This window comes from Thioalkalivibrio sp. ALJ4 (assembly GCF_000377225.1).
Taxonomy (GTDB): Bacteria; Pseudomonadota; Gammaproteobacteria; order Ectothiorhodospirales; family Ectothiorhodospiraceae; genus Thioalkalivibrio.
On the sequence record NZ_KB897918.1, the window covers coordinates 360,523 to 384,475 of the forward strand.

Here is a 23,953-nt window from a genome sequence, read left to right on the forward strand (position 1 = left end):
CAAGGGGAGTGAACCCGCAATGACCGATCACACGAATGACACGAAAAAGACCTCCGGCCTGTCGCGCCGGCGTTTCCTGGGCGGCATGGCCGCCGGGATCGGCGCGACCGCGCTGGGCGTTTCCGGGGCCGCGCCCTGGGGGTATGCGAAGGCCGGCAACGGCAAGCCGGAGACCACCGAGGCGAAGCTGGGCTTTATCGCCCTGACCGACGCCGCTCCGCTGTTCATCGCGCTGGAGAAGGGGTTCTTCGCCGCCCACGGCATGCCGGACGTACAGGTGCTGAAGCAGTCCTCCTGGGGCACGGTGCGCGACAACCTGGAACTGGGTTCGCGCCGCGGCGGCATCGACGGTTCCCACATCCTGACGCCGATGCCCTACCTGCTGCACCGTCGCGGTACGCCGATGAGCATCCTCGCGCGGCTGAACCTGGCCGGGCAGTGCATCTCGGTGGGTGATGAATATGCCGATCTGAAGGTCGGCCTGGAGACCGGGGAGTTCAAGGAGGCGCTGGCGGAGAAACGCGCCGGCGGCGACGAGGTGCGCGCGGCGATGACCTTCCCCGGCGGCACCCATGACCTGTGGATTCGCTACTGGATGGCGGCCGGCGGGATCGACCCGAACCGCGACATCTCCACCATCGTCGTGCCGCCGGCGCAGATGGTCGCCAACATGCGGGTCGGGTCCATGGACACCTTCTGTGTCTGCGAGCCCTGGAACATGCAGCTGATCAACCAGGGCATCGGCTACACCGCGAACACCACCGGCGAGCTCTGGCACAACCATCCGGAGAAGGCGCTGGGCATGCGCGCGGACTGGGTGGAGGCGAACCCGAACGCGGCCCGCGCCCTGATCATGGCGGTGATGGAGGCGCAGATGTACTGCGAGGACCCGGCGAACATCGAGGAGGTCGCCGAGATCTGCTCGCGCCGGCGCTACATCCACGCCCCGTACGGCGACATCATTGACCGCATGCAGGGGCACTTCGACTACGGCACTGGCCGCGTGGTCGAGGATCACCCCGACCGCATGCGCTACTGGAACGACCAGGCCTCCTATCCCTTCAAGAGCCACGACCTGTGGTTCCTCACCGAGGACATCCGTTGGGGCTACCTGCCGCCGGACCTCGACATGCAGGCCCTGGTGGACGAGGTCAACCGCGAGGACATCTGGCGCGAGGCGGCCGACACGCTCGGCATCGACTCGGCCGACATCCCCGAGTCCACCTCGCGCGGCAAGGAAGAGTTCTTCGACGGCAAGGTCTTCGACCCGGAAGACCCACAGGCCTATCTCGACAGCCTGGAGATCAAGGCGATCGCGTCCTGACGCGACGGCCCGACGCCCCTGCACAGACGATTCAAGAGGATTCGATGATGAGTGCCATTCTCGATCGCAACATGACCTTCGGCGCCGGTCGGGCCACCGGGGCCGCGGAGACCTCCACGGCCCCGGTGGCCCGACCGGCGGCGCCGCCGTCGGCGCGGTCCGGCGCTGCCCCGCCGCCCGACCCCGGGGCCTGGGGCCGGCGTATGCGCAACGCGGCCGCCGTGGTCTTGCCCCCGGTGATCGTGACCGCGATTTTTTTGCTTCTCTGGGAAATGATGACGTCCTCCCAGGGAGCCGTACTGCCCGGCCCGAGTCAGGTGATCACCGACACCTGGGAACTGATCGTCAACCCGTTCTATGACTACGGCGGCAACGACGTGGGCATGGCCTGGCAGCTGCTCGCCAGCCTGGAACGCGTGGCCTACGGCTACGCCCTGGCGGTGGTCGCCGGGATCGGTCTCGGCGTGCTGGTCGGCCAGTCCACCTGGGCGATGCGCGGGCTGGACCCGCTGTTCCAGGTGCTGCGCACCGTGCCGCCGTTGGCCTGGCTGCCGATCTCCCTGGCCGCGTTCCAGGCCAGCAACCCGTCGGCGATCTTCGTGATCTTCATCACCGCGATCTGGCCGATCATCATCAACACCTCGGTCGGCATCCGGAATATCTCGCAGGACTACGTGAACGTGGCCCGCGTGCTGCGCCTGAACGGCTTCGAGTACTTCACCAAGATCATGCTCCCGGCCGCCGCGCCGTATGTCTTCTCCGGTCTGCGTATCGGCATCGGCCTCGCCTGGCTGGCGATCGTCGCCGCCGAGATGCTGATCGGCGGGGTCGGCATCGGCTTCTTCATCTGGGATGCCTGGAACGCCTCCATGCTCAGCGACATCGTGCTGGCCCTGGTCTACGTCGGCCTGGTCGGGTTCTTCCTCGACCGTCTGGTCGCGATCGTCGGCAAATGGGTCACCCGCGGCACGCAGGCCGGCTGATCCGGCCCCTCACAGGAGAATCATCATGACCAGCTATCTCTCCATCGAACACGTCCACAAGACCTTTGGCGAAGGACCGACGGCCAGCGAGGTGCTGCGCGACGTCGACCTGCACGTGGACCGCGGCGAGTTCATCTCCATTATCGGCCACTCCGGCTGCGGCAAGTCGACGGTGCTCAACATCGTCGCCGGGCTGCTGGAGACCAGCACCGGCGCGGTGATCCTGGACGGCAAGGAGGTCAGCAAGCCGGGCCCGGATCGCAGCGTCGTGTTCCAGAACCACTCCCTGCTGCCCTGGCTGACCGTGCGCGACAACGTGGCGCTGGCCGTGGACAAGACCTTCAAGGGCAAGAAATCCGCCGCCGAGCGCCGCGAGTGGATCCTGCAGACGCTGGACATGGTCGGCATGAGCCACGCGCTGGACAAGCGCCCGGACGAGATCTCCGGCGGTATGAAGCAGCGTGTGGGCATCGCCCGGGCGCTGGCGATGGAGCCGAAGGTCCTGCTGATGGACGAACCCTTCGGTGCGCTGGATGCGCTGACCCGGGCGCACCTGCAGGACGAGGTGATGCGCATCCAGTCGGAGCTGGGCAACACCGTGCTGATGGTTACCCACGACGTGGACGAGGCGGTACTGCTGTCCGATCGCATCGTGATGATGACCAACGGCCCGGCCGCGACCATCGGCGAGATCCTGGAGATCGACCTGCCGAAGCCGCGCGAGCGCCTGGTGATGGCCGACAACCCCCAGTACAACCACTACCGGGCCGAGGTGCTGCGCTTTCTCCACGAGCGCCACAAGAACCCCGAGTCGGAGGCCGCGTGATGGATACCGCGAACGACAAGCCGCGGCTGGTCCTGATCGGCAACGGCATGGCCGGCATGCGCACGGTCGAGGAGCTCTTGAAGCTCAAGCCGGACATGTACGACATCACCGTGTTCGGCGCCGAGCCCTGGGGCAACTACAACCGCATCATGCTCTCGCCGGTGCTGGCCTCGGAGAAGACCGTCGACGAGATCATGCTGAACGACGATGCCTGGTATGCCGAACGCGGCATCACCCTGCACAAGGGCCGACGCATCGAGCGGATCGACCGCGTGAACCGGCGGGTGATCGCCGAGGACGGCACCGAGGCGCCCTATGACCGCCTGCTGCTGGCGACCGGCTCCGACCCGGTGATGATCCCGGTGCCGGGGCACGAACTGGAGGGCGTGGTTGCCTTCCGCGACATCCACGACGTGGACGCGATGCTCGCGGCCAGCCGCGCACACCAGCATGCGGTGGTGATCGGCGGCGGCCTGCTGGGCCTGGAGGCTGCCAACGGCCTGATGCGCCAGGGCATGGAGGTCACCGTGGTGCACCTGATGGATCACCTGATGGAGCGCCAGCTGGATGCCGAGGCCGCCGGGATGCTGCGCGGCTCGCTGGAGGAGCGCGGCATGCGTTTTCGCATGGCGCACCAGACCGAGGCGATCCTGGGCGAGGACCGCGTCACCGGCGTGCGCTTCACCGACGGCAGCGAGGTCGAGGCGGATCTGGTGGTGATGGCGGTCGGCATCCGTCCGAACACCGCGCTGGCCGAGTCCGCCGGGCTGCACTGCGAGCGCGGCGTGGTGGTGAACGACACGATGCAGACCTATGACCCGTCGATCTACGCGGTCGGCGAGTGTGTGCAGCACCGCGGCGCCACCTACGGCCTGGTCGCGCCCCTGTGGGAGCAGGCGAAGGTCTGCGCCAACCACCTGGCCGAGTACGGCATTGGGCGCTACGAGGGCTCGATGACCTCCACCAAGCTGAAGGTGACCGGGATCGACCTGTTCTCCGCCGGCGACTTCACCGGCGACGAGACCACCGAGGACCTGGTGTTCAAGGATGCCGCGCGCGGCGTCTACAAGCGCCTGGTGCTGAAGGACAACCGCATCCAGGGGGCCGTGCTGTACGGCGATACCCTGGACGGCTCCTGGTACTTCCAGCTGATGCGGGACGGAACGCCAGTGGCCGACATCCGCGAGAACCTGCTGTTCGGCCAGGCGCATATCGGCGACTCCGGTCATGGCGACCAGGCTTCGCGGGTCGCGGCCATGCCCGACGAGGCCGAGATCTGCGGCTGCAATGGCGTGTGCAAGGGCGAGATCGTCCAGGCGATCAGCGAGCACAAGCTGTTCACGCTGGAGGACGTGCGTGCCCACACCAAGGCGTCGAACTCCTGTGGTTCCTGCACCGGGCTGGTGGAGTCCGTGCTCGCCACCACGCTGGGTGGAGACTACTCCGACGCCCCGGCGAAAAAGCCGGTCTGCGCCTGCACCGACCACAGCCACGACGAGGTGCGCGCGGCCATTGCCCGCGACGGCCTGAAGACCATGGACGCGGTGTTCGAGGCCCTCGACTGGAAGACCCCGAACGGCTGCCATGTCTGCCGTCCGGCGCTCAACTACTACCTGCTGGCGGCCTGGCCGAAGGACTACCAGGACGACGCCCAGTCGCGCTTCATCAACGAGCGCGCCCACGGCAACATCCAGAAGGACGGTACCTATTCCGTCGTGCCGCGCATCTGGGGCGGGGTGACCACCCCGGCCGAGCTGCGCGCGATCGCCGAGGTGGCCGAGCGCTACCAGGTGCCCACGGTCAAGTTCACCGGCGGCCAGCGCATCGACCTGCTGGGGGTGAAGAAGGCCGACCTGCCGGCGATGTGGCGCGATCTCGGCGACGCCGGGTTTGTCTCCGGCCATGCCTACGGCAAGGCCCTGCGTACGGTGAAGACCTGTGTCGGCTCCGAGTGGTGCCGCTTTGGCACCCAGGACTCGACCGGACTCGGCATCCAGCTGGAACGGATGAGCTGGGGCTCCTGGACCCCGCACAAGTTCAAGATGGCGGTCTCTGGCTGTCCGCGTAACTGCGCCGAGGCCACGATCAAGGACCTGGGCGTGGTCTGCGTGGACTCGGGCTACGAGCTGCACGTGGGCGGCAACGGCGGGGTGAAGGTGCGCGCCACCGACTTCCTCTGCAAGGTGGAGACCGAGGCCGAGGTGCTGGAATATGCCGGGGCCTTCATGCAGTTCTACCGCGAAGACGCGCGCTACCTGGAACGCACCGCCCCGTGGATCGAGCGCGTCGGGCTGACCCGGGTGAAGGAACGCCTGGTGGACGACGCCGAGAACCGCGCGGCACTGTACGCCCGCTTCCTGGAGTCGCAGGAGGTGGCGCAGGTGGACCCCTGGGCCGAGCGGGCCGCCGGGCATGCGGCGCACGAGTTCATTCCGATCACGCCGGTGGACGCGCCCCCGCGCCAGGGGGTGTCGGCATGAGCTGGCTTGCGATCTGTCCGCTCGAGGACATCCCGCCGCTGGGTGCGCGCGTAGTGGCGAGTCCGAACGGCGACATCGCCGTGTTCCGCGCCGCGGATGACCGCGTGTTTGCCCTGCGCGACCAGTGCCCGCACAAGGGCGGGCCGCTGTCGCAGGGCATCGTCCACGGCGAGCGCGTGACCTGCCCGCTGCACAACTGGGTGATCGACCTGCAGTCCGGCGAGGCCACCGGGGCGGACAGTGGCTGTACCCATGCCTTCCCGATACGGGTGACCGACGGTCAGGTGTGGCTGGATTTCTCCGGCGCCACGGGCGACGCCGCGGACCATGCCGCTGCGGCACCGGTCGCCTGCCGCGAGGCGGGCTGAGATGGCCACGGCCGAGCCGGTGACCCGTACCACCTGCCCCTATTGCGGGGTGGGCTGCGGGGTGGAGGTGACCGCGACGCCGGAAGGCGAGTTTCCGGTCGCGGTGCGCGGCGACCCCGCCCATCCGGCGAATGCCGGGCGCCTGTGCTCCAAGGGCGCGGCACTGGCCGAGACCCTCGGCGACGAGGCCCGGCTGCTGCACCCGGAGATCGGCGGGCGGCGTGTCGACTGGGAGACCGCGCTGGATCATGTGGCGAACGGCTTTCGCGAGACCATCGCGGCACACGGGCCGGATGCGGTCGCCCTGTACGTCTCCGGGCAGATCCTGACCGAGGATTACTACGTCGCCAACAAGCTGATGAAGGGCTTCATCGGTTCGGCGAATATCGATACCAACTCCCGGCTCTGCATGTCCACGGCCGTGGCCGCCCATACCCGCGCCTTCGGGGTGGATGGCGTGCCGGGGAGCTATACCGACCTCGAGCAGGCCGATCTGGTCGTGGTGACGGGCTCCAACATGGCCTGGGCCCACCCGGTCCTGTTCCAGCGCCTGCAGGCCGCCCGCGCGGCGCGCCCGGAGATGAAGCTGGTGGTGATCGACCCGCGGCGCACGGCCACCGCCCAGGCGGCCGACCTGCACCTGCCGCTGGCGCCGGGCACGGATGCCTGGCTGTTCAACGGCCTGCTGGACCACCTGCGCCGGGAGGATGCGCTGGACCCCGGCTTCCTGGAGCGCCATGTCGACGGTTTCGCCGACGCCCTGGCGGCCGCGCGGGCCTCCAGCCCATCGATCGCCGCGACGGCAGAGGCCTGCGAGCTGGAGCCGGAGGCCGTGGCAACGTTCTTCCAGTGGTTTGCCCGTACCGAGCGCACCGTGACCGCCTTCTGCCAGGGCATCAACCAGTCCGACAGCGGCGTGGACAAGGCCGGGACGATCCTCAACGTGCACCTGGCCACCGGCCGTATCGGGCGCGCGGGCATGGGCCCGTTCTCGCTGACGGGCCAGCCGAACGCGATGGGCGGGCGCGAGGTCGGCGGACTGGCCAGCCAGCTGGCCGCCCACATGGGCTTCGACGACGCGGCCCTGGACCGGGTCGGACGTTTCTGGGGCGCACCGAACCTCGCGCGCCAGCCGGGGCTGAAGGCGCTGGACCTGTTCCGCGCGGTCGAGTCGGGGCAGGTGAAGGCGGTCTGGATCATCGGCACCAATCCGCTGTTCAGCCTGCCCGAGGCCGCGCGCTTCGAGCAGGCCCTGGCCGCATGCCCGCTGGTCGTGGTCTCCGACTGCGTGCGCGAGACCGAGACCACGCGGGTAGCCGACGTCCTGCTGCCGGCGACCACCTGGGGCGAGAAGGACGGCACGGTAACCAACTCCGAGCGCCGCATCTCGCGCCAGCGCCCGTTCCGGGCGCCCCCGGGCGAGGCCCGCCACGACTGGTGGGCGCTGGCCCGAGTCGCGCAGCAGCTGGGTTTCGCCGACGCCTTTCCCTATACCCATCCGGGCGAGATCTTCCGCGAGCATGCGGCGCTGTCCGCCTTCGAGAACCACGGCACGCGCGACTTCGATATCGGCGCCCTGGCCGGGCTGTCCGACGCCGAGTACGAGGCCCTGGAGCCGGTGCAGTGGCCGCTGCCGGCGGGGAGTCGGACGGGCGCCGAACACCTCTATGCCGATGGCCGTTTCTTCACCGCCAATGGCCGGGCGCGGCTCGCGGCCGTGACTCCGCAGGCCCCGACCGACCCGGTCGCTGCCGACTATCCGCTGCGCCTGAACACCGGCCGCATCCGCGACCAGTGGCACAGCATGACCCGCACCGCACGCACCCCGCGCCTGAGCGCGCATCAGCCGGAACCGTTCGTCGAGATCCATCCGGTGGATGCCGGGCTGTTCCGTCTCCAGGGCGGCGATCTCGCCGAGGTGACCAGTCGCCACGGACGCCTGCTGGCGCGGGTGCAGGTGAGCCGCGAGCAGCGCCCGGGCAGCGTGTTCGTGCCCATGCACTGGAGCCGTCCGATCGCGCGGCTCGCCCGGGTCGATGCGCTGGTGCCCGCGCATGTCGACCCGGTCTCCGGTCAGCCGGCGTTCAAGCACACGGCCGTGGCCGTGCGCCCGGCGGCACTGGACTGGCACGGCTTCGTGCTGAGCCGCGAGCCGATCGCCGCACCGGACGCGGACTATGCGGTGACCGCCCGCGGTCCCCGACACCTGCGCACCGAACTGGCTGGGCGCGGCGCACCGCCCACGATGGATGCGTGGCGCGAACGTCTGGACGGGCCGGGGGAATGGCTGGAGTTCGCCGACCCCGCCGGGGGGCGCTACCGCGCCGCGCGGATCCATGAAGGGCGGCTCGCCTGCGTGCTGTTCGCGGGGCCCGACCGGGGCCTGCCCGAGCGCGAGTGGCTGGCGGGCCTGTTCGCGGTCGAGACGATCAGCGATACCGAGCGCATGGCGCTGCTCACCGGTAGAGCGCCGAACGGCCAGGCCGCGCGTGGGCGCATGGTCTGCGCCTGCTTCGGCGTGGACGAGACACGCATCCGCACCGCGATCCGCGAGCAGGGGCTGGCCACCTGCGAGGCCGTGGGTGCGGTCCTCGAGGCGGGGACCAATTGCGGCTCCTGCCGACCCGAGATCCAGACCCTGTTGAACGAGGAAGCCGAGGCGCCCACGGACCCCGTGGCGCGGGAGGGATAAGCATGGAACACCTGCCGATCTATATGCAGTTGCACGGCCGCGAGGCTCTGGTCGTAGGGGCTGGTCCGGTGGCCACGCGCAAGGCGGCGCTGCTGCTGGAGGCCGGGGCGCGGGTGCGCCTGCGGGCCCCGGCGTACAGCGAGGCCGCCGAGCGCCTGCTGCGCGAACAAGCGGGGTCGATCAGCCGCGATCCGGGGGTCTATGACACCGAATGCCTGGCTGGGGTGGCGATCGTGATTGCCGCGACCGATGACGCGGCTGTAAACCGCCAGGTCTCGGAGGACTGCCTCGCGCGCTCGATCCCGGTGAACGTGGCCGACCAGCCCGAGCTGTGCAGCTTCATCCTGCCGGCGATCGTGGAGCGCGGGCCGCTGACCGTCGCGATTGGCTCGGGTGGCCGCGCCCCGGTGCTGGTACGCCTGTTGCGCGCGAAGATCGAGAGCCTGATCCCGGCCGGCTATGGCCGGCTGGCCGATCTCGCCGGGCGGCTGCGCGACCGGGTGCGCGCCCGTTTCGACCACGTGAACGCCCGCCGCGCGTTCTGGGAACGGGCCTTTGCCGGGCCGGCCACCGAGCTGGCCCTGGCCGGGCGCATGGACGCGGCCGAGGCGCGCCTGGAACAGGAACTGGCGGACGCCGCGGCCCGCACGCCGGGCGAGGTCTACCTGATCGGCGCCGGACCGGGCGATCCCGACCTGCTGACCTTTCGCGCGCTGCGCCTGCTGCAGCAGGCAGATGTGGTCGTCTACGACCGGCTGGTGTCCTCCGAGGTGGTGAACCTCGCGCGGCGCGAGGCCGAGCGCTTCTATGTCGGCAAGGAGCGCGATCACCACTGCGTGCCGCAGGAGGAGATCAGCGCGCTGCTCTCCCGACTGGCGCGCGAGGGCAAGCGCGTGGCACGGCTGAAGGGCGGCGACCCGTTCGTGTTCGGCCGGGGCGGCGAGGAGCTGGACGTGCTGGCGCGCGACGGCGTGGCCTACCAGGTCGTCCCCGGCATCACCGCGGCCAGCGGCTGTTCCGCCTATGCGGGCATACCGCTGACCCACCGCGACCATGCCCAGTCGGTGCGATTCATCACCGGCCATACCCGCGAAGGGCGGCTGGATGTGGACTGGTCGCAGCTGACCAGTACCCGCGAGACCCTGGTGTTCTACATGGGCCGCAAGGGGGTGGGCGAGATCTGCCGGGGGCTGAAGGGTGCCGGCCGCGCCGGGCAGACCCCGGCGGCGATCATCGAGAACGGCACCACTGCCCGCCAGCGCGTCGTGACCGGCACGCTGGATACCCTGGCCGCGCGCGCCGAGCGCGAGCAGGTGGGCTCGCCCAGCCTGATCGTGATCGGCGAGGTGGCGGCCTGCCACGCGCGTCTGGCCTGGTTCCAGCCGGATGCCGGGGCCGCCACGGTGTTTCCACAGCCGATGCCGATGTCGGGGCCGCGTGCCGCGGCGGCGAGTGCGGCGTGACGGCCGCATCCGTCCTGCCGGAGGCGGCGGCCAGTGGCCTCGCGGGTCGCCGCGTGGCCCTGCCGGAGAGCCGGGCGCTGGAGGTCTTCGCCGGTCTGCTGGAGCGGCGCGGGGCCGAGGTCTGGCGCTGCCCCCTGATCGCGATCCACGACAGCCCCGACCGCACGGCGATCGAGGCCTGGCTGCACAGGGCGATCGAGGCGCCGTTCGACCGCCTGATCTTCCTGACCGGCGAGGGCTTTACCCGCCTGACCGGCTTTGCGCAGCGTGCCGGACGCGAGGACGCCTGGCTGGCCGCCGTGGTGCGGACGCCGACCCTGGTGCGCGGCCCCAAGCCGGGGCGGGCGATGAAGCCCTTCGGCGTGCGGCCGGATGCGATCGCGGCCGCACCGACGACCGAGGGCATCATCGAAACCCTTTCCGGACAGGATCGGGCCGGGCAGCATCTGGCCGGGCAGCGTATCGGGGTGCAGCTCTACGGCGCGGAACCCAACCGCCGCCTGCTCGAGTTCCTGGAGCAGGCGGGCGCCGAGGTCTTTCCCGTCTGGCCCTACCGCTATGCGGACGCCGCCGAGACCGGGCGCGTGACCGGGCTGATCGAGGCCCTGATCGCGGGGGACGTGGATGCGATTGCCTTCACCAGTCAGGCCCAGGTGCGGCGCCTGCTGCGCGTCGCCCGCGACGCGGGGCGCGAGGACGCGCTGCTGGCAGCGCTCGGCCGCACCGTCGTCGCCGCGATCGGCCCGGTGGTGGCCGACGAGTTGCGCGCCCACGGGGTGCACCCGACAGTAGTCCCTGACGGGCAGTACTTCATGAAACCCCTGGTCTCGACGCTCGCGCGACACCTGGGTGCACATGGCGGCTGAATGGCGGGCCCAGCGCGGGTCTCAGTGACCGTCGTGGCCGGCGTACATCGCCTCGATGGCCTCGCTGTAGTGTTCGACGATCACCGGGCGCTTGAGCTTCATGGTCGGGGTCAGCATGCCGTTGTCCACGGACCAGGCCTCGTGCGTCACATGCACATGGCGGATCTTGGCGTAGCCGGGGAAGTCGCGTAGCTGATACTGGATGCGCTGCAGCAGGGCGCGTTCGGCCTTGCGCGGCAGGCGACCCTCGGCCTCGGCGTCGAGGTCGTGGTCGCTGGCAAACGAGGCCCAGGCCTCCGGCTCTGGAACGACCAGGGCGGTCAGGAAAGAGCGGTTGTCGCCGACGATCATCACCTGGTCGAACAGCGCATCCAGCGCGATCGCCATCTCCATGTCGGCCGGCGGGACCTTCTCGCCGTTGGTCAGCACCAGGATGTCCTTGATGCGACCGGTGATGAAGACATGCCCGCTGTCGTCGATGCGGGCCTGGTCACCACTGTGCAGCCAGCCGTCCTCGCCGATGGTCTCGCGGGTGGCCTCCGCATTTTTCCAGTAGCCGAGCATCACGCAGGGGCTGCGGGTGAGCAGTTCGTCCATCTCGCCAATCTTCACCTCCACCCCGGGCAGCGGCTTGCCGATCGAGGCGGGCAGGTTGTTGTCCGGGGTGTTCACGGTGACCACCGGGCTGGCCTCGGTCATCCCGTAGCCGTGCAGGACCGGCAGGCCCAGGCCGATAAAGAACTGGGCGATCGGCGGTGGGAGGGGGGCGCCGCCGCAGACCGCGAAGCGCAGCTCGCCGCCCAGGCGGTCCAGTACCTTGCGCGCGACGATGCGCTCCAGCAGGGGCCAGAGCAGGAAGCCGGGAGACCATCCGCCCCGGCCCTGCTGGTGCTCGAAACGCTTCCAGCCGATATTGACGGTCGCCTTGAACAGGGCGCGGCCGAGGCCCGATTTCTGTTTCAGGCCGGCCTGGATGCGGCCGTGTACGCGTTCGTAGATGCGTGGTACCGAGATCAGCACGGTGGGGCGCACGTTGACCAGGTCCTCTCCCAGGGCCTGAATGGAGCGCGCGAAGGCGACCTCGGCACCGATCAGCATGGGCATGTACAGCCCGGCGGTGCGTTCCAGCATGTGCGACAGCGGCAGGAACGAGAGGAAACGGTCGGCGGGCGACAGCGGGCCGGTCTGCGAGGAGGCCCAGGCGTTCTCCAGGATGTTGCGGTGCGAGAGGATCACGCCCTTGGGGCGTCCGGTGGTGCCGGAGGTATAGACGATCGTGGCCATGGTCTCCGGATCGAGGTCCGGGTGGTGGAACTCGGTGCCCTCGTGCCGCGCGAGCCAGTCTTCCAGCTCGATCACGCGCTCGTCGTCGGGCTCCGTATCCTCGCCGCCGATGTTCACGATGCGCCGTAGCGATGGCATGTTCTCGAAGTGCTCGGACAGCCGTCGGCTGTGGGCGCTTTCGCCCAGCAGAAGGATGCGCGCCTGCGTCTGGCCGATGATGTAGGCGACGTTGTCGGGACGATCGTCGGTGTACAGCGGGACCGGGACCAGCCCCAGCCCCATCGCCGCTTGGTCAAACGCGACCCACTCGCGTGAGTTGCCGAGCATCAGTGCCACGCGTTCGCCAGGCTTGAGGCCCTCCGCAGCCAGCGCGGCCTGCCAGCGATCCACCATCGTTCCCATCTCGCGCCAGGAGGTCTGCTGCCACCCTCCGCTTTCGCTGTTGTACTGGCGATAGGCCGGGGCATCCGGCGTCTGCTCGACGCGGACACGGAACAGCGAGGGGAGGGTCGGGGCCTGGTCGGGACGGATCGCGGAATCGGACATCGGCGCGTCTCGCAGCTTGGAGTATGTTCGGGACGTTAGAGGACCCGGACCTGTGCGGCAACCTTGGCGTCTGTGGCGTTCTACAGTCCCAGCGGGTGGGCGGCGGGCCGGTAGGCGACCGCACCAATCACCAGGCTGATACCGATCAGCGCGATGATGCCGCCACCGGCAAGCCCGAAGGCCGGGCCTACGTAGGTCAGGCGGCCGACGCGCGTCGGGCCCAGCCAGCGGCGGGTCCAGTCGCGTGCGGAGACGGCCAGTGTGGCCAGAACGGATACCGTGGCCGCGGTTCCCAGCGACATCGCCAACACGGCCAGCACGCCAGCCCAGGCCAGACCCAGGGCCGCCGAGACCGCCATGATCAGCACCGCGCCGGAGCAGGGGCGGATACCCACAGCCGCGACCGTACCCCACCAGGTCCCGCTGTGGTTCGGGTCGACATGATGCGGGGTGCCGCAGCCGCAGTGATCGTCGTGGGTGTGGTGGTCATGGTGGTGATGGTCTGCGTGCTCATGCCGGGCCTCCGCACGTGCCTGGGCATGGGCCTTGTGCAGGCGCCAGGCGTGGCGCAGGGCACGCAGCATCAGCCAGACCCCCAGCAGGGCGACCAGCGCGAAACTGGCGATCTCCAGGGTGCGCACCTGGCCCAGCGTATCGCGCGCCAGCCAGCCGAGCAGGCCGATCAGCACCCCGACCAGCACAATGGCCGTGACCCCCTGGGCCAGTGCCGAGACGGTGGAGAGCAGGATGCCGCGTTTCAGGTTCTGGGGCTGGGTCAGCAGATAGGCGCTGATGACCGCCTTGCCATGGCCGGGGCCGGCCGCGTGGAACACGCCGTACAGCAGGCTGACCAGGATCAGGGCGCCGGCCGTCTGGGCGGTGGGGGCGTCGCGCAGGGCGTGCAGTCCCTGAGTGAGGTCGCGATGCAACTGGCGCTGGGTCTGCAGCATCCAGGCGGTGACGCGCTCCAGTGCCCCGGGTGGATCGGCAAGTGTCTCCGGTACCGGTGCGGTGGCGGTATCCGGCATGGCCGAGCGTTCCTCGGCCTCGGTTTCGCCCGCAGGGGTGCCGCCGCCCAGCGGATGGGCCGATTCGCCGGCGTGGGCGCTGAAAGCGCCCAGCAACAAGAAGAGCCCCAGGGTCAGGAGGACCAGGGGGGCAGTGAAGCCGTGAAGTCGATGGGCGGGGGCGACGATCATATCGTTACACTATAACGCTGTCCTGCGGATTCATCGAACGGTTTTCGTTCTAATCCTGTGTGGTCGCGCTCAGTCCGAACGGTTCCGGCATTGCAGGGTGGCGGTCTCGGCAAAGTGGCGTCCGAGATTGTCGACAGGACTGCGGTCCTGACGTTCCAGGGTGGCGGCATAGCGCATCAGTTGCGGGTCCGGGCGCGCCTCTTCGATCTGTACCTCGCAGCCCTGGCGATTCTCGATATGCACCACGTCGTCCGCGTCATGCAGGACCTCGATCCAGTAGGTCGGGTCGAACACGCGATAGGTGAAGCCGCTGGCATCGTCGAGGGCGTGCTCGGCCAGCGGCAGGTCGAAGCGCAGATAGAGCCGCCGGTCCTCCAGCGAGAGCCGGGCGTTTTCCGCCCGAGGTACCGCGATCTCCGCGTCGTCGTGGCGCAGCTCGGTGAAGTAGTCGTAGGCGGCCAGGTTTTCCAGCATGCGCTCGGCGACCCGATCCAGCGCCTCGTCGATGCCGATATCGCCTTCCAGGTCCCGGGTCATCTCTTCCAGCAGCATGTGGCTGTAGGTCGGATCGATCAGCCAGGCCTGCTGCATGCGCTCCAGCTGGCCGTTGTCGTCGAACACCAGCCCCACGCGCAGGTCGATCCAGGCGTGGGGGTGTGCCAGCGCAAGGCCCGGGATCAGTAGCGCCAGGCCCAGCAGGAGTCGCCGGATGAGGCGTCGGGCCATGTTCAGGCGACGCTCCCGCTGCGCTGCCAGCGTGTCCCCTCCGGGGTGTCCTCGAGTTCGATCCCGCGGGCGGTGAGCTCGTCGCGGATGGCGTCGGCGGTGGCGAAGTCGCGGTTCTGGCGCGCGGCCTGGCGGGCGGCGATGCGTTCCTCCACCCAGGCGGCGAGTTCGTGGTCCTCGCCATCCCCCTGGAACCAGGCCGTCGGGTCCTGCTGCAGCAGTCCGAGCAGCCCGGCGCCGGCCATCAGTTCGCCCTTCAGGCGGGCCCGTTCGGCCGCGTCGCCAGCCGCGGCCAGGGCATCCGCCAGGCGGTGCAGGGCGGTGATGCCGCCGGGGGTGTTCAGGTCATCCAGCAGCGCCGTGAACACCGGGGTCTCGGCGGCGTTCACGGGGGCCGGTTCGACATCGGCGTGGTCGCGCAGCACGCGGTAGAGCCCGTTCAGGGCATTGCGCGACTGGTTCAGCGTGTCCTCGGAGAAGTTCAGCGGCGCGCGGTAGTGGCGCGACAGCAGCGCCATGCGCAGGACCTCGCCCGGATAGGCCTGCAGCAGGTCGTGCAACAGCTGGAAGTTGCCCAGCGACTTGGACATCTTCTCGCCGTCGATGGTCACGTGCCCGTTGTGCACCCAGTAGCGGGCGTAATGCGTGCTGTGCTCCGCGCAGCCCTCCGCCGCGCAGCCCTGGGCGATCTCGTTCTCGTGGTGGGGGAAGACCAGGTCGTGCCCACCACCGTGGATGTCGATCATCGCGCCCAGGTGGCTGCGGATCATCGCGGTGCATTCGAGATGCCAGCCGGGGCGGCCATAGCCCCAGGGGCTGTCCCAGCCCGGTTCGCCTTCGGCGGCCGGCTTCCACAGCACGAAGTCGCCGGGGTGGCGTTTGTAGCTGGCGACCTCGACCCGGGCGCCGGCCTGCATGTCCTCCAGCGTGCGCCCGGACAGCGCGCCATAGTCTGGATAGGAGGTGACGTCGAATAGCACGTGCCCCTCGGCCGGGTAGGCATGGCCGCGCTCGATCAGCCGTTCGATCAGCTCGACCATCGGCTGGATGTGATCCGTGGCGCGCGGCTCGAGGGTCGGCGGTAGCGTGCCCAGCTCGGCGATGTCCTCGTGGAAGGCTCGGGTGAAGCGCTCGGTCAGCGCGGCGATCGGTTCGCCGTTCTCCGCCGCGGCCTTGTTGATCTTGTCGTCGACGTCGGTGATGTTGCGCGCGTAGATCACGTGCTCCGGGCCGTACAGCTCGCGCAATACGCGAAACAGCACGTCGAACACCACCACCGGGCGGCCGTTGCCCACGTGTACCCGGTTGTAAACGGTGGGGCCGCAGACATAGAGCGTGACGCGTTCGGGGTCCTGCGGACGAAAGGGCTCGTCGTGCCCGCCGAGCGTGTTGTGCAGGATCAGCTCGCGGCCGGGGTTGGCGCTCATTTCGTGTCGTCCTTGTGGCCGTACAGGGTCTCGGGGGCGATCTCCGGGTCGCTGGTGATCACGGCCTCGTCGTTGTCGATCTGCACGTAGAAGCAGCTGCGCCGGCCGGTATGGCAGGCGGGGCCGGTCTGGTCGACCTTCAGCAGGATGGTGTCGCCGTCGCAGTCCAGGTGCAGCGATTGCAGCTGCTGCACCTGACCCGACTGCTCGCCCTTGCGCCACAGCGCCTGGCGCGAGCGCGAGTAGTAGCACACGCGCCTGGTCCGCAGGGTCTCGTCCAGCGCCTCGCGGTTCATCCAGGCCATCATCAGGACCTCGCCGCTGTCGAACTGCTGGGCGATCGCGGGGATCAGGCCGTCCGGGTTCAGCTTGAGTTTTTCCAGCACCTCGGCGGCTGGCTGGCGGGTGCTGCGCGAGGCTTTTTCCAGTGTCTTGAACATGTACGCCGGCATAGCGGAAACCAGCGCCAAGGGTACCATTCTGCGCCCGTGATGAGCAGAACGGGACGCGCATCCCGATGCGACTTCCGGGAAAACCGTTGTGGCCCGATATCGAATGCAAACAGCGAGCACGGGCCGTTGGCAGCCTGCGCCTTGGAAGCCCTTGCATCCCCGAGCCGGCTGGTCGATCCTCAAACGAAATTAGCAACACGCAGGCGGATTTCTGCGGGGGCTGGGGAACGGGATTGAGGCGCGACACGAGGGACAAGGCCGGTATTCCCGACAGAGGAGTGAGTGCCTGGCGTACCGCCAGCTGGGTGGCACTGGTCTATCTGGCGCTCGGGCTGCTGTGGATTGGGCTGTCCGACAAGGCGTTGCTGTGGCTGGTGGACGATATCCAGTTGCTGGGCTGGTTGCAGACGGTCAAGGGCTTTTTCTATGTCACTGTGACCGCACTGGTCCTCTTTCTGCTGTTGTACTGGGTGCTCGCGGCCCGTGACCAGGCCTCGGCCGAAGCCCGTTATCTGACCGAAGTGGTCAATCGCTCGCCGGTAGTCGCCATCGAGTGGGCCGCGCGTCCCGGCTGGCCGGTGGTGTATGTGTCCCCGAATGTGCGGCGCTGGGGCCTCGAGCCGGAGGATTTGCTGTCCGGTGCGGCGGACTATGCGCAACGGATTCACCCGGACGACCGGGAGGCCATCATCAAGGACGTGCACCGGCATATGGAACGCGGGCCGGACGAGTATGTGCAGTACTACCGCCTGGATGTCGGGGGGACGCGCTGGATCTGGGTCGAGGATCGGACCTGGCTGGAGCGGGACTCCGGTGGCGAGGTCCTCGGCTTTCACGGCCTGCTGACGGATGTAACCGAACGGGTCGAGGCCGAGCGTGGCCTGCGCGACAGCGAGAAGCGCTTTCGGGCCATCTTCGACAACGTGCAGGAGGGTATTCTGCTGCAGGACTTCGAGACGGGTGCCTTTGTCGGAGCGAATGCCGCGTCGCTGGCCATGTATGGCTACGAGCACGAGGCGATTCTGCGTTGCACGGTCAGCGATCTTAGCGCCCAGGAGCCCGGCTACGAGGTCGAACGCCAGCAGGCCTTGATCAACCGCGCGCGACATGGCGAACAACTGTCGTTCGAGTGGCGCGCTCGCCACCGTGACGGCCATGTCTTCTGGGTGGAAGCGAATCTGCAGGCAACCGAGATCGCCAACGAACGTCTGCTGCTGGTGACCCTGCGCAATATCGAATCACGCAAGAAGGCCGAGCAGGCGTTGAATCGCCAGGTGGATCGCCTGGCACGCGCCGAGCGTCATGCGGGCCTCGGTTCATGGGAGTACGTGGTCGAGACTGGTCGCCTGTGGTGGTCCGATCACCTGTATGACCTGATGGGGCTGGATTCTCGCCACCATACGCCCAGTCTGAGCGAAGTCTGGAATGTGCAGTTCGACCCGGATGCCGGAGATGCGGAAGAACTGCGAGAGGTCTTGCGTAAGCTGGCCCCCGGTCAGGAGGGTGTTGGGCGGCGGTTCCGGCTGCGGCGGCATCCCTCGCGCGGCGAAGAGCGCTGGTTCAGCCTGGTGGTGGACTCGGTGGTCCAGGGCGACGACGGTCTGCACGCGGTCCAGGGGACGATGCTGGATATCACGGATCTGTAGCGGGAAGAGTCGTTATGTCGGGGGGTGACAGCGGAAGGGCCCAAATACGGTCCCGCTGTGACCGAAACAGCGGTTTGACCTCTTCCGCTTGAAGTAGTCGCCCGTTCGCGCTCACGGGGTGCGAGCGTACAATGGCGAGCTGATTCCCCGTTCGCCGGAGCTCTCGATATGTCGTCCCAGCCGCACCCCACCGCCATGCGTTCCCTGACCTTCCACGGCCTGACCCCGGGGCCGCGGCTGATCGTGCTGGGGGCGGTGCATGGCAACGAAACCTGCGGCACGCAGGCGGCCGAGCGGTTGCATGACGAGCTGGAGAGCGGCGAGCGTCGCCTGCAGTGCGGGACGCTGACGCTGGTCCCGCGCACGAATCCGCTGGCCTACGAGCTGGGGCAGCGCATGGGCGAGCGCAACCTGAACCGCAACTTGCGCGTGACCGAGGACCCGCAGGACTTCGAGGACCGCATCGCCAACGTACTGTGCCCGCTGCTGGCGGCGCACGACGTCCTGCTGGATCTGCACTCGTTTCATACCGGCGGTCAGCCGTTTATCATGCTTGGCCCGCGGAACAACGAGGGCGGGCTGGAGGGCTTTACCCGTGCCCGCGAGGAAGAGGCCCTGGCCGCCTGCCTGGGCCCGAGGCGCATGGTCGAGGGCTGGCTGGATACCTACGCGCGTGGGGTCGCCCGGCGCATGAAAAACCCGAACGCCAGCCACCGCGCGCAGATGCTCTCCACCGACCCCAGCTACGGCATCGGCACCACCGAGTACATGCGCTCGCAGGGCGGCTACGGGGTGACGCTGGAATGCGGCCAGCACGACGACCCGCAGGCCCCGGTGGTCGCCTACAACGCGATCCTCAATACCCTGGCCCACCTCGGCATGATCGAGGCCCCGGCCACGCCCGGGCAGGATGATCCGGAGGTCCTGCGCCTGGTCGAGGTGATCGACCGCGACCACCCCGATGACCGGTTCGTGCGCGAGTGGAAGAGCTTCGATCCCCTGCGCGAGGGTGACGTGATCGGTGTTCGCGCGGACGGGACCGAAGTGAAGGCCCCGGCCGACGGTTTCATTGTGTTCCCCAACCCCAACTCGCTGCCGGGCAACGAATGGTTCTATCGCGCCGAGTTCAGTGATCGCCGCGTGATCTGACCTCCCGTGGAGTTCGTCTTCTCCGGCGTTGCCGCGCTACTTTTTGCGGCCGGGTTTTTCGCCGGTGCCTTGAATGCCCTGGCCGGGGGCGGCAGTTTTCTGACCCTGCCGGCCCTGATGGCCGTGGGTGTCCCGCCGGTGGCGGCCAATGCCACCGGGACCGCCGCATTGCTGCCCGGGTATGCGGCCAGCCTGCTCGTCGATCACCGTCGTCTGCGCATCCTGGGGCGGGATCTGGGCATGCGCCTGCTGGCGCTGTTCCTGGTCGTGGGGGCGCTGGGCGGGGCGCTGGGCGCGGCCCTGCTCCTGCTGACGGGGGACGCGCGTTTTCGGGCCTTCATCCCCTGGCTGCTGTTGCTGGCGACCCTGCTGTTCGCGCTGGGCCCGTGGCTGCAGCGCCGCGCGGCCCATGCGGCCCGTCCGGCACTGGCCCGGGTGGCGGGCGCGGGGCTTGGCTGTGTCTACGGTGGCTATTTCAACGGCGGGGTCGGCATCCTGCTGCTGGCGATCCTGCGGGGGCAGGGGATGGTCGACCTGGCACAGGCCAATGCCCTGAAGAACCTGCTCTCCACGGTGCTGACGCTGATTGCCGTCGTGGTCTTTGTCGTGGGTGGACAGGTGGTTGCGACCGGGCTGCTGGCCGTCGGGGCCGGGGCCATTCTCGGCGCCCGGGTCGGGATTGCGCTACTGGGTGTGCTGCCGGAACCGTGGTACCGGCATCTGGTTACGCTGGTGGGGGCCGGCACCACGGTGCTTTTCTTCGTTGATCCGGCCTGGCTGGGGTAGTGCTCTGGCGTTGGGTTGATGCAATTCGCGGGGCTCATTGCATCCTACGGTCATCTCGGAGGGGAGCTCGGGCGCGTAGGATGCGATGAGCGTAGCGAATCGCATCGGTTGCCCGGGCCGTCCCCCTGACTTATTGCGCGATACGCTGAGGGCCGGTGCGAGCCTGCTGCAGGGCCTGGTCGAAGTTGTCCAGCGCCTGGGCGTCGGTCTCCGGAAGGATGGCCTCGATGCGCGGGCGGGTGCCGGCGGCGGGCGCTTCCATGGCCTCGAGTCCGCCGTCGCCCGTCACGCGGTTGATGCGCTGCCAGCCCTGATCGGTCAGCACCAGACCCTTGAGGCGTTCTCCGGTGAAGCCGCTCACCAGCGTCTCCAGGACCGTGTGGTCGAACGCCTGCCCCTCGGGCAGCAGCCAGCTGCGGCCCAGGTAGCCATCGCCCCGGGTGTCGATGGTCACGGGTTCGTACCCGTGCTCGTTGGGTGCATGACCATGACCATGACCATGGTCGTGGTCGTGGTCGTGGTCGTGGTCGTGGTCGTGGTCGGGCGTGTCACCCGCGGATAGAAACGCCCGAGCCTCCGGGAACAGGGCCCCGCCGCGTTCCAGCCGGGGGTGCTCCAGCCACGCCGGTTCCACACATCCCTGGGTCGTCTCGACCACCAGCGGACGTGGTGGCGGCATGGCAGCGACAAACGCCTGCAGGGCCTCGCGATCCGCCTCGCTGTAGAGGTCCGCCTTGTTGGCCAGCAGGACATCGGCCAGTGCGATCTGGTCGTTCCAGTTCGGGTGTTCGCGGTGGCGGGGCGAGGATAGGTGGCGGGCGTCCATGACCGTGATCGTGGCGCGCAGGTCCAGCACGCCATCGTAGGGGGGCTGGGTGAGGGTGCGGATGATCTCGGCCGGGTGCCCGAGCCCGGTGGGCTCGATCAGGATGCGGTCGGGGTGCTGCGAGCGGATCAGCCGGTTCAGGCCGACGGTGAACATCTGCGCGGAGACGCAGCAAAGGCAGCCGCCGGGGATCTCCTCCAGCGCGACGCCGGTATCCGCGAGCAGGCCGCCGTCTACGCCGATCTCGCCGAATTCGTTGACCAGCACGGCCCAGTGCTCGCCCTCGGGGCGCAGTGCGAGCAACTGGCGGATGGTGGTCGTCTTGCCCACCCCCAGAAAGCCGGTAACCAGGTGGGTGGGGATGTCGTGGTGGGTGGTCATGTGGCGTCGGCCTGGTTGGCGGGCGGACCCGGGCAGCGGGCACGCCACGCGATTGGTTTCGGTTCAGTCGTCGGCGCGCAGTTCGCCCTGATAGAACGCCTCGGCGTCGTTGAACAGGGCTTCGTTGGTGTCCGCCCGCATGTACAGCATGTGCCCGCCCGGGTAGGCGCGCGGGATGATGCGCGAGTCGGCCTCGTCGCCGGCGGCGAACGCGATCTGGCCCAGCAGCCACTCGGTGGTGAAGTAGGGCGTGATCAGATCTGCCTCGCCATGCACGCTGAAGATCCGGAAGTCGCGGTTGAGCGAGAGGGCGGTGGCCAGCTCGTCCATCGCGGTGAAGTGTCCCTCGCGGCCGCTGGCCTCCCAGTCCCAGGCCCGGAACACGTCGCGACTGAGCAGGCGGTACTGGTGCCCGTGTTCCCAGTCCAGGGTGTTGCGCAGGTGGTCCAGCATCGCGGTGGACAGCGGGGCGGTCAGGCCGTCCAGGATCGCATCGGCTTGCGGCATGATGTTGGTGGGCACCGGGTCGAGGTTGTCGATGCCGCCGTCGTACAGGCTGACCAGCCGGCCTTCGTCCATCAGCAGGCCGCGCTGGGTCATGTCCAGCGTGATGCGTCCCCGTGTGGCCTTCAGGCGATCGCGCGACAGTCCGGTAAAGCGGGCGACCTCGCCGATCCAGTCGTCGTCGATCTGCCCGGGGTGGATCAGGCCCTGCAGGTAGTCGCCCAGGGCGAAGGCCTCGGCCTCTTCCAGGCTGGGCGGGTCATCGCCCAGGCGACCCTGTGCCTTCGCGGCGGCGGTGATCGCCGGCAGGCTCAGGGCCCAGCCGATCGGGCGGGCGGTGCCGTGTTCCAGCATGCCGTAATCCAGCGCGGGCGAGATCAGCACTGTGCCGCTCAGGCTGATGCCGGAGCCCTTGGCAATGCGCGCCGGCAACGCGGCGGCGCGGTAGCCCCCGTAACTTTCGCCTGCCAGGTACACCGCGTCACCACGCCGGCCGTGTTCATCCAGCCAGCGTTCCAGCGTCTCCTCCATCGCGGCCAGGTCGCCGTCGCGGGAGAAGTACTGATCGGCTTCGCCGCCCATCACGCGCGAGAAGCCGGTCCCGACCGGGTCGATAAAGACCAGATCGGTAAACGCCAGCCAGGTCTTGGGATTGTCGACCAGCCGGGGCGGCGTGGAGGCGGCCAGACCCTGGTCGTCGGTCTCCAGTACCCGCGGCCCCAGGCCGCCCACGTTGAGGTAGGCCGAGGCCGCGCCGGGCCCGCCGTTGACCATGAAGGTGACCGGACGATCTTCGTCGCTGTCCACCGTGTAACTGACGGTAAACACCCGGGCATCGGGGTCGTCCATCGACTCGCCCAGCGGGACATAGCCGACCGTGGCCTGGTAGTCCAGCGTGCTGCCGTCGAGCAGTTCCAGCGAGTGCTCGGTGGTCACGGCCTCGGGCAGGGGGGGCGTTGGTTCAGTCTCGTTGGCCAGCAGGGGAGCGGACATCCCGGGACCGATCAGCAGGCCGAGCGCCAGCCCGTAGAACGGGCTGGCGCTGGTGCGCGATGCAGGTGTGGGTTTGAGCGGGCGTCGTTGCGGCGCCGTTATCAGCATTGAGCGGTCTCCTCGTGATCCGGGCAGTCATGGCGTACGACACGGTCATCGTCCAGCCATTCCATGATCCCGTCGGTCACGTTGTAGATCTTGTCGTAGCCGAGCCCCTCCGACAGGGCCTGGGCGAGTGCGCTGGTGCGGTTGCCGACGCGGCAGATCAGGATCACCTCGTCGTCGGAGTCGACCAGCGCGGTGAACTTGCTGCCGAACTCCGGGTTGAGGCTGCCGTCTTCCTCGAACGCGGTGATGCGATGGCTGCCTTCCACCACGCCCGTCTCGGCCCACTCGTCCGGGCGACGGATGTCGACGATGGTGACCCCCTCATCCAGCTTCTCGGCCAGTCCCTCGTTGTCCAGGCTGCTGAACGGGGCGCGCTGGACCTCGACGACCTCGAGTTCGAAGCGAAGGGTGGCGTTCGGCGGGATGATGTTGCCGGCGCCGCGCTCGCCGTAGGCCAGCTCCGGCGGGATGATCGCCTCGCGCTTGCCGCCCTCGCGCATGCCCTTCACCGCCTGCTCGAAGCCGGGGATCGTCTGGCCGGACCCGATGGTCACGGACAGGGGCTGGCCGCCGCGGCTGGAGTCGAACTCGGAGCCGTCTTCCTCGAGGCGTCCGACATAGTGGACCAGGGCCGTGTCGTGCCGTACGAGTTCGGGGCCCTCGCCCTCCTCGATGTCGCGAATCTCGATGCTGTCGGCCAGCGCGAAGGCCGGGGTCAGGAACAGGGCGAACAGAAACCAGGCTTTCATCATTTTATCCTTATAAATTGCAAGTTTTTGTTTTACATGCCGGCTTTTACCAGACCAGAAAACTCCTTCCAAAATTCCTTGGAAAAACTTTGAAATTCATTTGAACCTGATCTAAATGATTCAGGGATCCCTGAATCGACAAGGCCTTGTTGAGGGGGATCTTGACCGCAAGGAT

19 protein-coding genes are annotated in these 23,953 nt (G+C 68.6%); 11 read left to right on the forward strand and 8 right to left on the reverse strand.

Annotation, left to right across the window (positions count from 1 at the left end; genetic code table 11):
• Positions 1-19 precede the first annotated feature (19 nt).
• From C936_RS0107905 to C936_RS0107940, 8 genes are read left to right on the forward strand one after another with little or no spacing between them, the layout of a single operon-like run.
• Positions 20-1,324, forward strand: coding sequence for a CmpA/NrtA family ABC transporter substrate-binding protein (locus C936_RS0107905; RefSeq protein WP_018174709.1), 1,305 nt, complete (start codon positions 20-22; stop codon positions 1,322-1,324).
• Between the two features lie 47 nt (positions 1,325-1,371).
• Positions 1,372-2,307 carry a nitrate ABC transporter permease gene (gene ntrB / locus C936_RS0107910; protein ID WP_026278821.1) on the forward strand — a complete coding sequence of 312 codons (936 nt, stop codon included), beginning with the start codon at positions 1,372-1,374 and terminating at the stop codon, positions 2,305-2,307.
• Between the two features lie 25 nt (positions 2,308-2,332).
• Positions 2,333-3,133 carry an ABC transporter ATP-binding protein gene (locus C936_RS0107915; RefSeq protein WP_018174711.1) on the forward strand — a complete coding sequence of 267 codons (801 nt, stop codon included), beginning with the start codon at positions 2,333-2,335 and terminating at the stop codon, positions 3,131-3,133.
• Complete coding sequence (nirB, locus tag C936_RS0107920) at positions 3,133-5,613, forward strand: nitrite reductase large subunit NirB (protein WP_018649031.1); 2,481 nt, start codon at positions 3,133-3,135, stop codon at positions 5,611-5,613. Before C936_RS0107915 ends, nirB begins: the two co-directional genes overlap by 1 nt.
• Positions 5,610-5,981, forward strand: coding sequence for a nitrite reductase small subunit NirD (gene nirD, locus C936_RS0107925; protein ID WP_018649030.1), 372 nt, complete (start codon positions 5,610-5,612; stop codon positions 5,979-5,981). Before nirB ends, nirD begins: the two co-directional genes overlap by 4 nt.
• A gap of 1 nt (position 5,982) precedes the next feature.
• Positions 5,983-8,673: a nitrate reductase gene (locus C936_RS0107930; protein WP_018649029.1), complete on the forward strand. Its 2,691-nt coding sequence runs from the start codon at positions 5,983-5,985 to the stop codon at positions 8,671-8,673.
• A gap of 2 nt (positions 8,674-8,675) precedes the next feature.
• Positions 8,676-10,136, forward strand: coding sequence for a siroheme synthase CysG (gene cysG, locus C936_RS0107935; RefSeq protein ID WP_018649028.1), 1,461 nt, complete (start codon positions 8,676-8,678; stop codon positions 10,134-10,136).
• On the forward strand, positions 10,133-11,002 hold the full coding sequence (locus C936_RS0107940) for a uroporphyrinogen-III synthase (RefSeq protein ID WP_018649027.1): 870 nt from the start codon (positions 10,133-10,135) through the stop codon (positions 11,000-11,002). The genes cysG and C936_RS0107940 overlap by 4 nt, the downstream gene beginning before the upstream one ends.
• Positions 11,003-11,023: 21 nt before the next feature.
• Here C936_RS0107940 and C936_RS0107945 read toward each other — a convergent pair whose 3' ends face one another.
• From C936_RS0107945 to hisI, 5 genes are all read right to left on the reverse strand, one after another.
• On the reverse strand, positions 11,024-12,832 hold the full coding sequence (locus C936_RS0107945) for a long-chain fatty acid--CoA ligase (RefSeq protein ID WP_018649026.1): 1,809 nt from the start codon (positions 12,830-12,832) through the stop codon (positions 11,024-11,026).
• Between the two features lie 80 nt (positions 12,833-12,912).
• Positions 12,913-14,031: a nickel/cobalt transporter gene (locus C936_RS0107950; RefSeq protein WP_018649025.1), complete on the reverse strand. Its 1,119-nt coding sequence runs from the start codon at positions 14,029-14,031 to the stop codon at positions 12,913-12,915.
• 69 nt (positions 14,032-14,100) lie between these two features.
• Positions 14,101-14,757, reverse strand: coding sequence for a DUF1007 family protein (locus tag C936_RS0107955; protein WP_018649024.1), 657 nt, complete (start codon positions 14,755-14,757; stop codon positions 14,101-14,103).
• A 2-nt stretch (positions 14,758-14,759) separates the two neighbouring features.
• The gene (cysS, locus tag C936_RS0107960) at positions 14,760-16,184 is read right to left on the reverse strand and encodes a cysteine--tRNA ligase (RefSeq protein WP_018649023.1); all 1,425 of its coding nucleotides are present in this window, start codon (positions 16,182-16,184) and stop codon (positions 14,760-14,762) included.
• Entirely contained in the window at positions 16,181-16,624 is a 444-nt protein-coding gene (hisI, locus tag C936_RS0107965) for a phosphoribosyl-AMP cyclohydrolase (RefSeq protein ID WP_026278822.1), read from the reverse strand. Before hisI ends, cysS begins: the two co-directional genes overlap by 4 nt.
• Positions 16,625-16,914: 290 nt before the next feature.
• On the opposite strand from hisI, the gene C936_RS0107970 reads away from it, so the two are divergent.
• The 3 genes from C936_RS0107970 to C936_RS0107980 all read left to right on the forward strand — a co-directional run bounded on the left by C936_RS0107970 (position 16,915) and on the right by C936_RS0107980 (position 20,217).
• On the forward strand, positions 16,915-18,282 hold the full coding sequence (locus C936_RS0107970; protein WP_018649021.1) for a PAS domain S-box protein: 1,368 nt from the start codon (positions 16,915-16,917) through the stop codon (positions 18,280-18,282).
• Between the two features lie 168 nt (positions 18,283-18,450).
• The gene (locus tag C936_RS0107975; RefSeq protein WP_018649020.1) at positions 18,451-19,431 is read left to right on the forward strand and encodes a M14 family metallopeptidase; all 981 of its coding nucleotides are present in this window, start codon (positions 18,451-18,453) and stop codon (positions 19,429-19,431) included.
• 6 nt (positions 19,432-19,437) lie between these two features.
• Complete coding sequence (locus C936_RS0107980; protein ID WP_018649019.1) at positions 19,438-20,217, forward strand: sulfite exporter TauE/SafE family protein; 780 nt, start codon at positions 19,438-19,440, stop codon at positions 20,215-20,217.
• A 130-nt stretch (positions 20,218-20,347) separates the two neighbouring features.
• Here the strand turns inward: C936_RS0107980 and C936_RS0107985 are convergent, their stop codons facing one another.
• From C936_RS0107985 to C936_RS0107995, 3 genes are all read right to left on the reverse strand, one after another.
• Positions 20,348-21,424, reverse strand: coding sequence for a GTP-binding protein (locus C936_RS0107985; RefSeq protein ID WP_018649018.1), 1,077 nt, complete (start codon positions 21,422-21,424; stop codon positions 20,348-20,350).
• A gap of 63 nt (positions 21,425-21,487) precedes the next feature.
• Complete coding sequence (locus C936_RS0107990) at positions 21,488-23,029, reverse strand: S10 family peptidase (protein WP_018649017.1); 1,542 nt, start codon at positions 23,027-23,029, stop codon at positions 21,488-21,490.
• Positions 23,023-23,778, reverse strand: coding sequence for an FKBP-type peptidyl-prolyl cis-trans isomerase (locus tag C936_RS0107995; protein ID WP_018138299.1), 756 nt, complete (start codon positions 23,776-23,778; stop codon positions 23,023-23,025). Before C936_RS0107995 ends, C936_RS0107990 begins: the two co-directional genes overlap by 7 nt.
• Between the last annotated feature and the right edge of the window lie 175 nt (positions 23,779-23,953).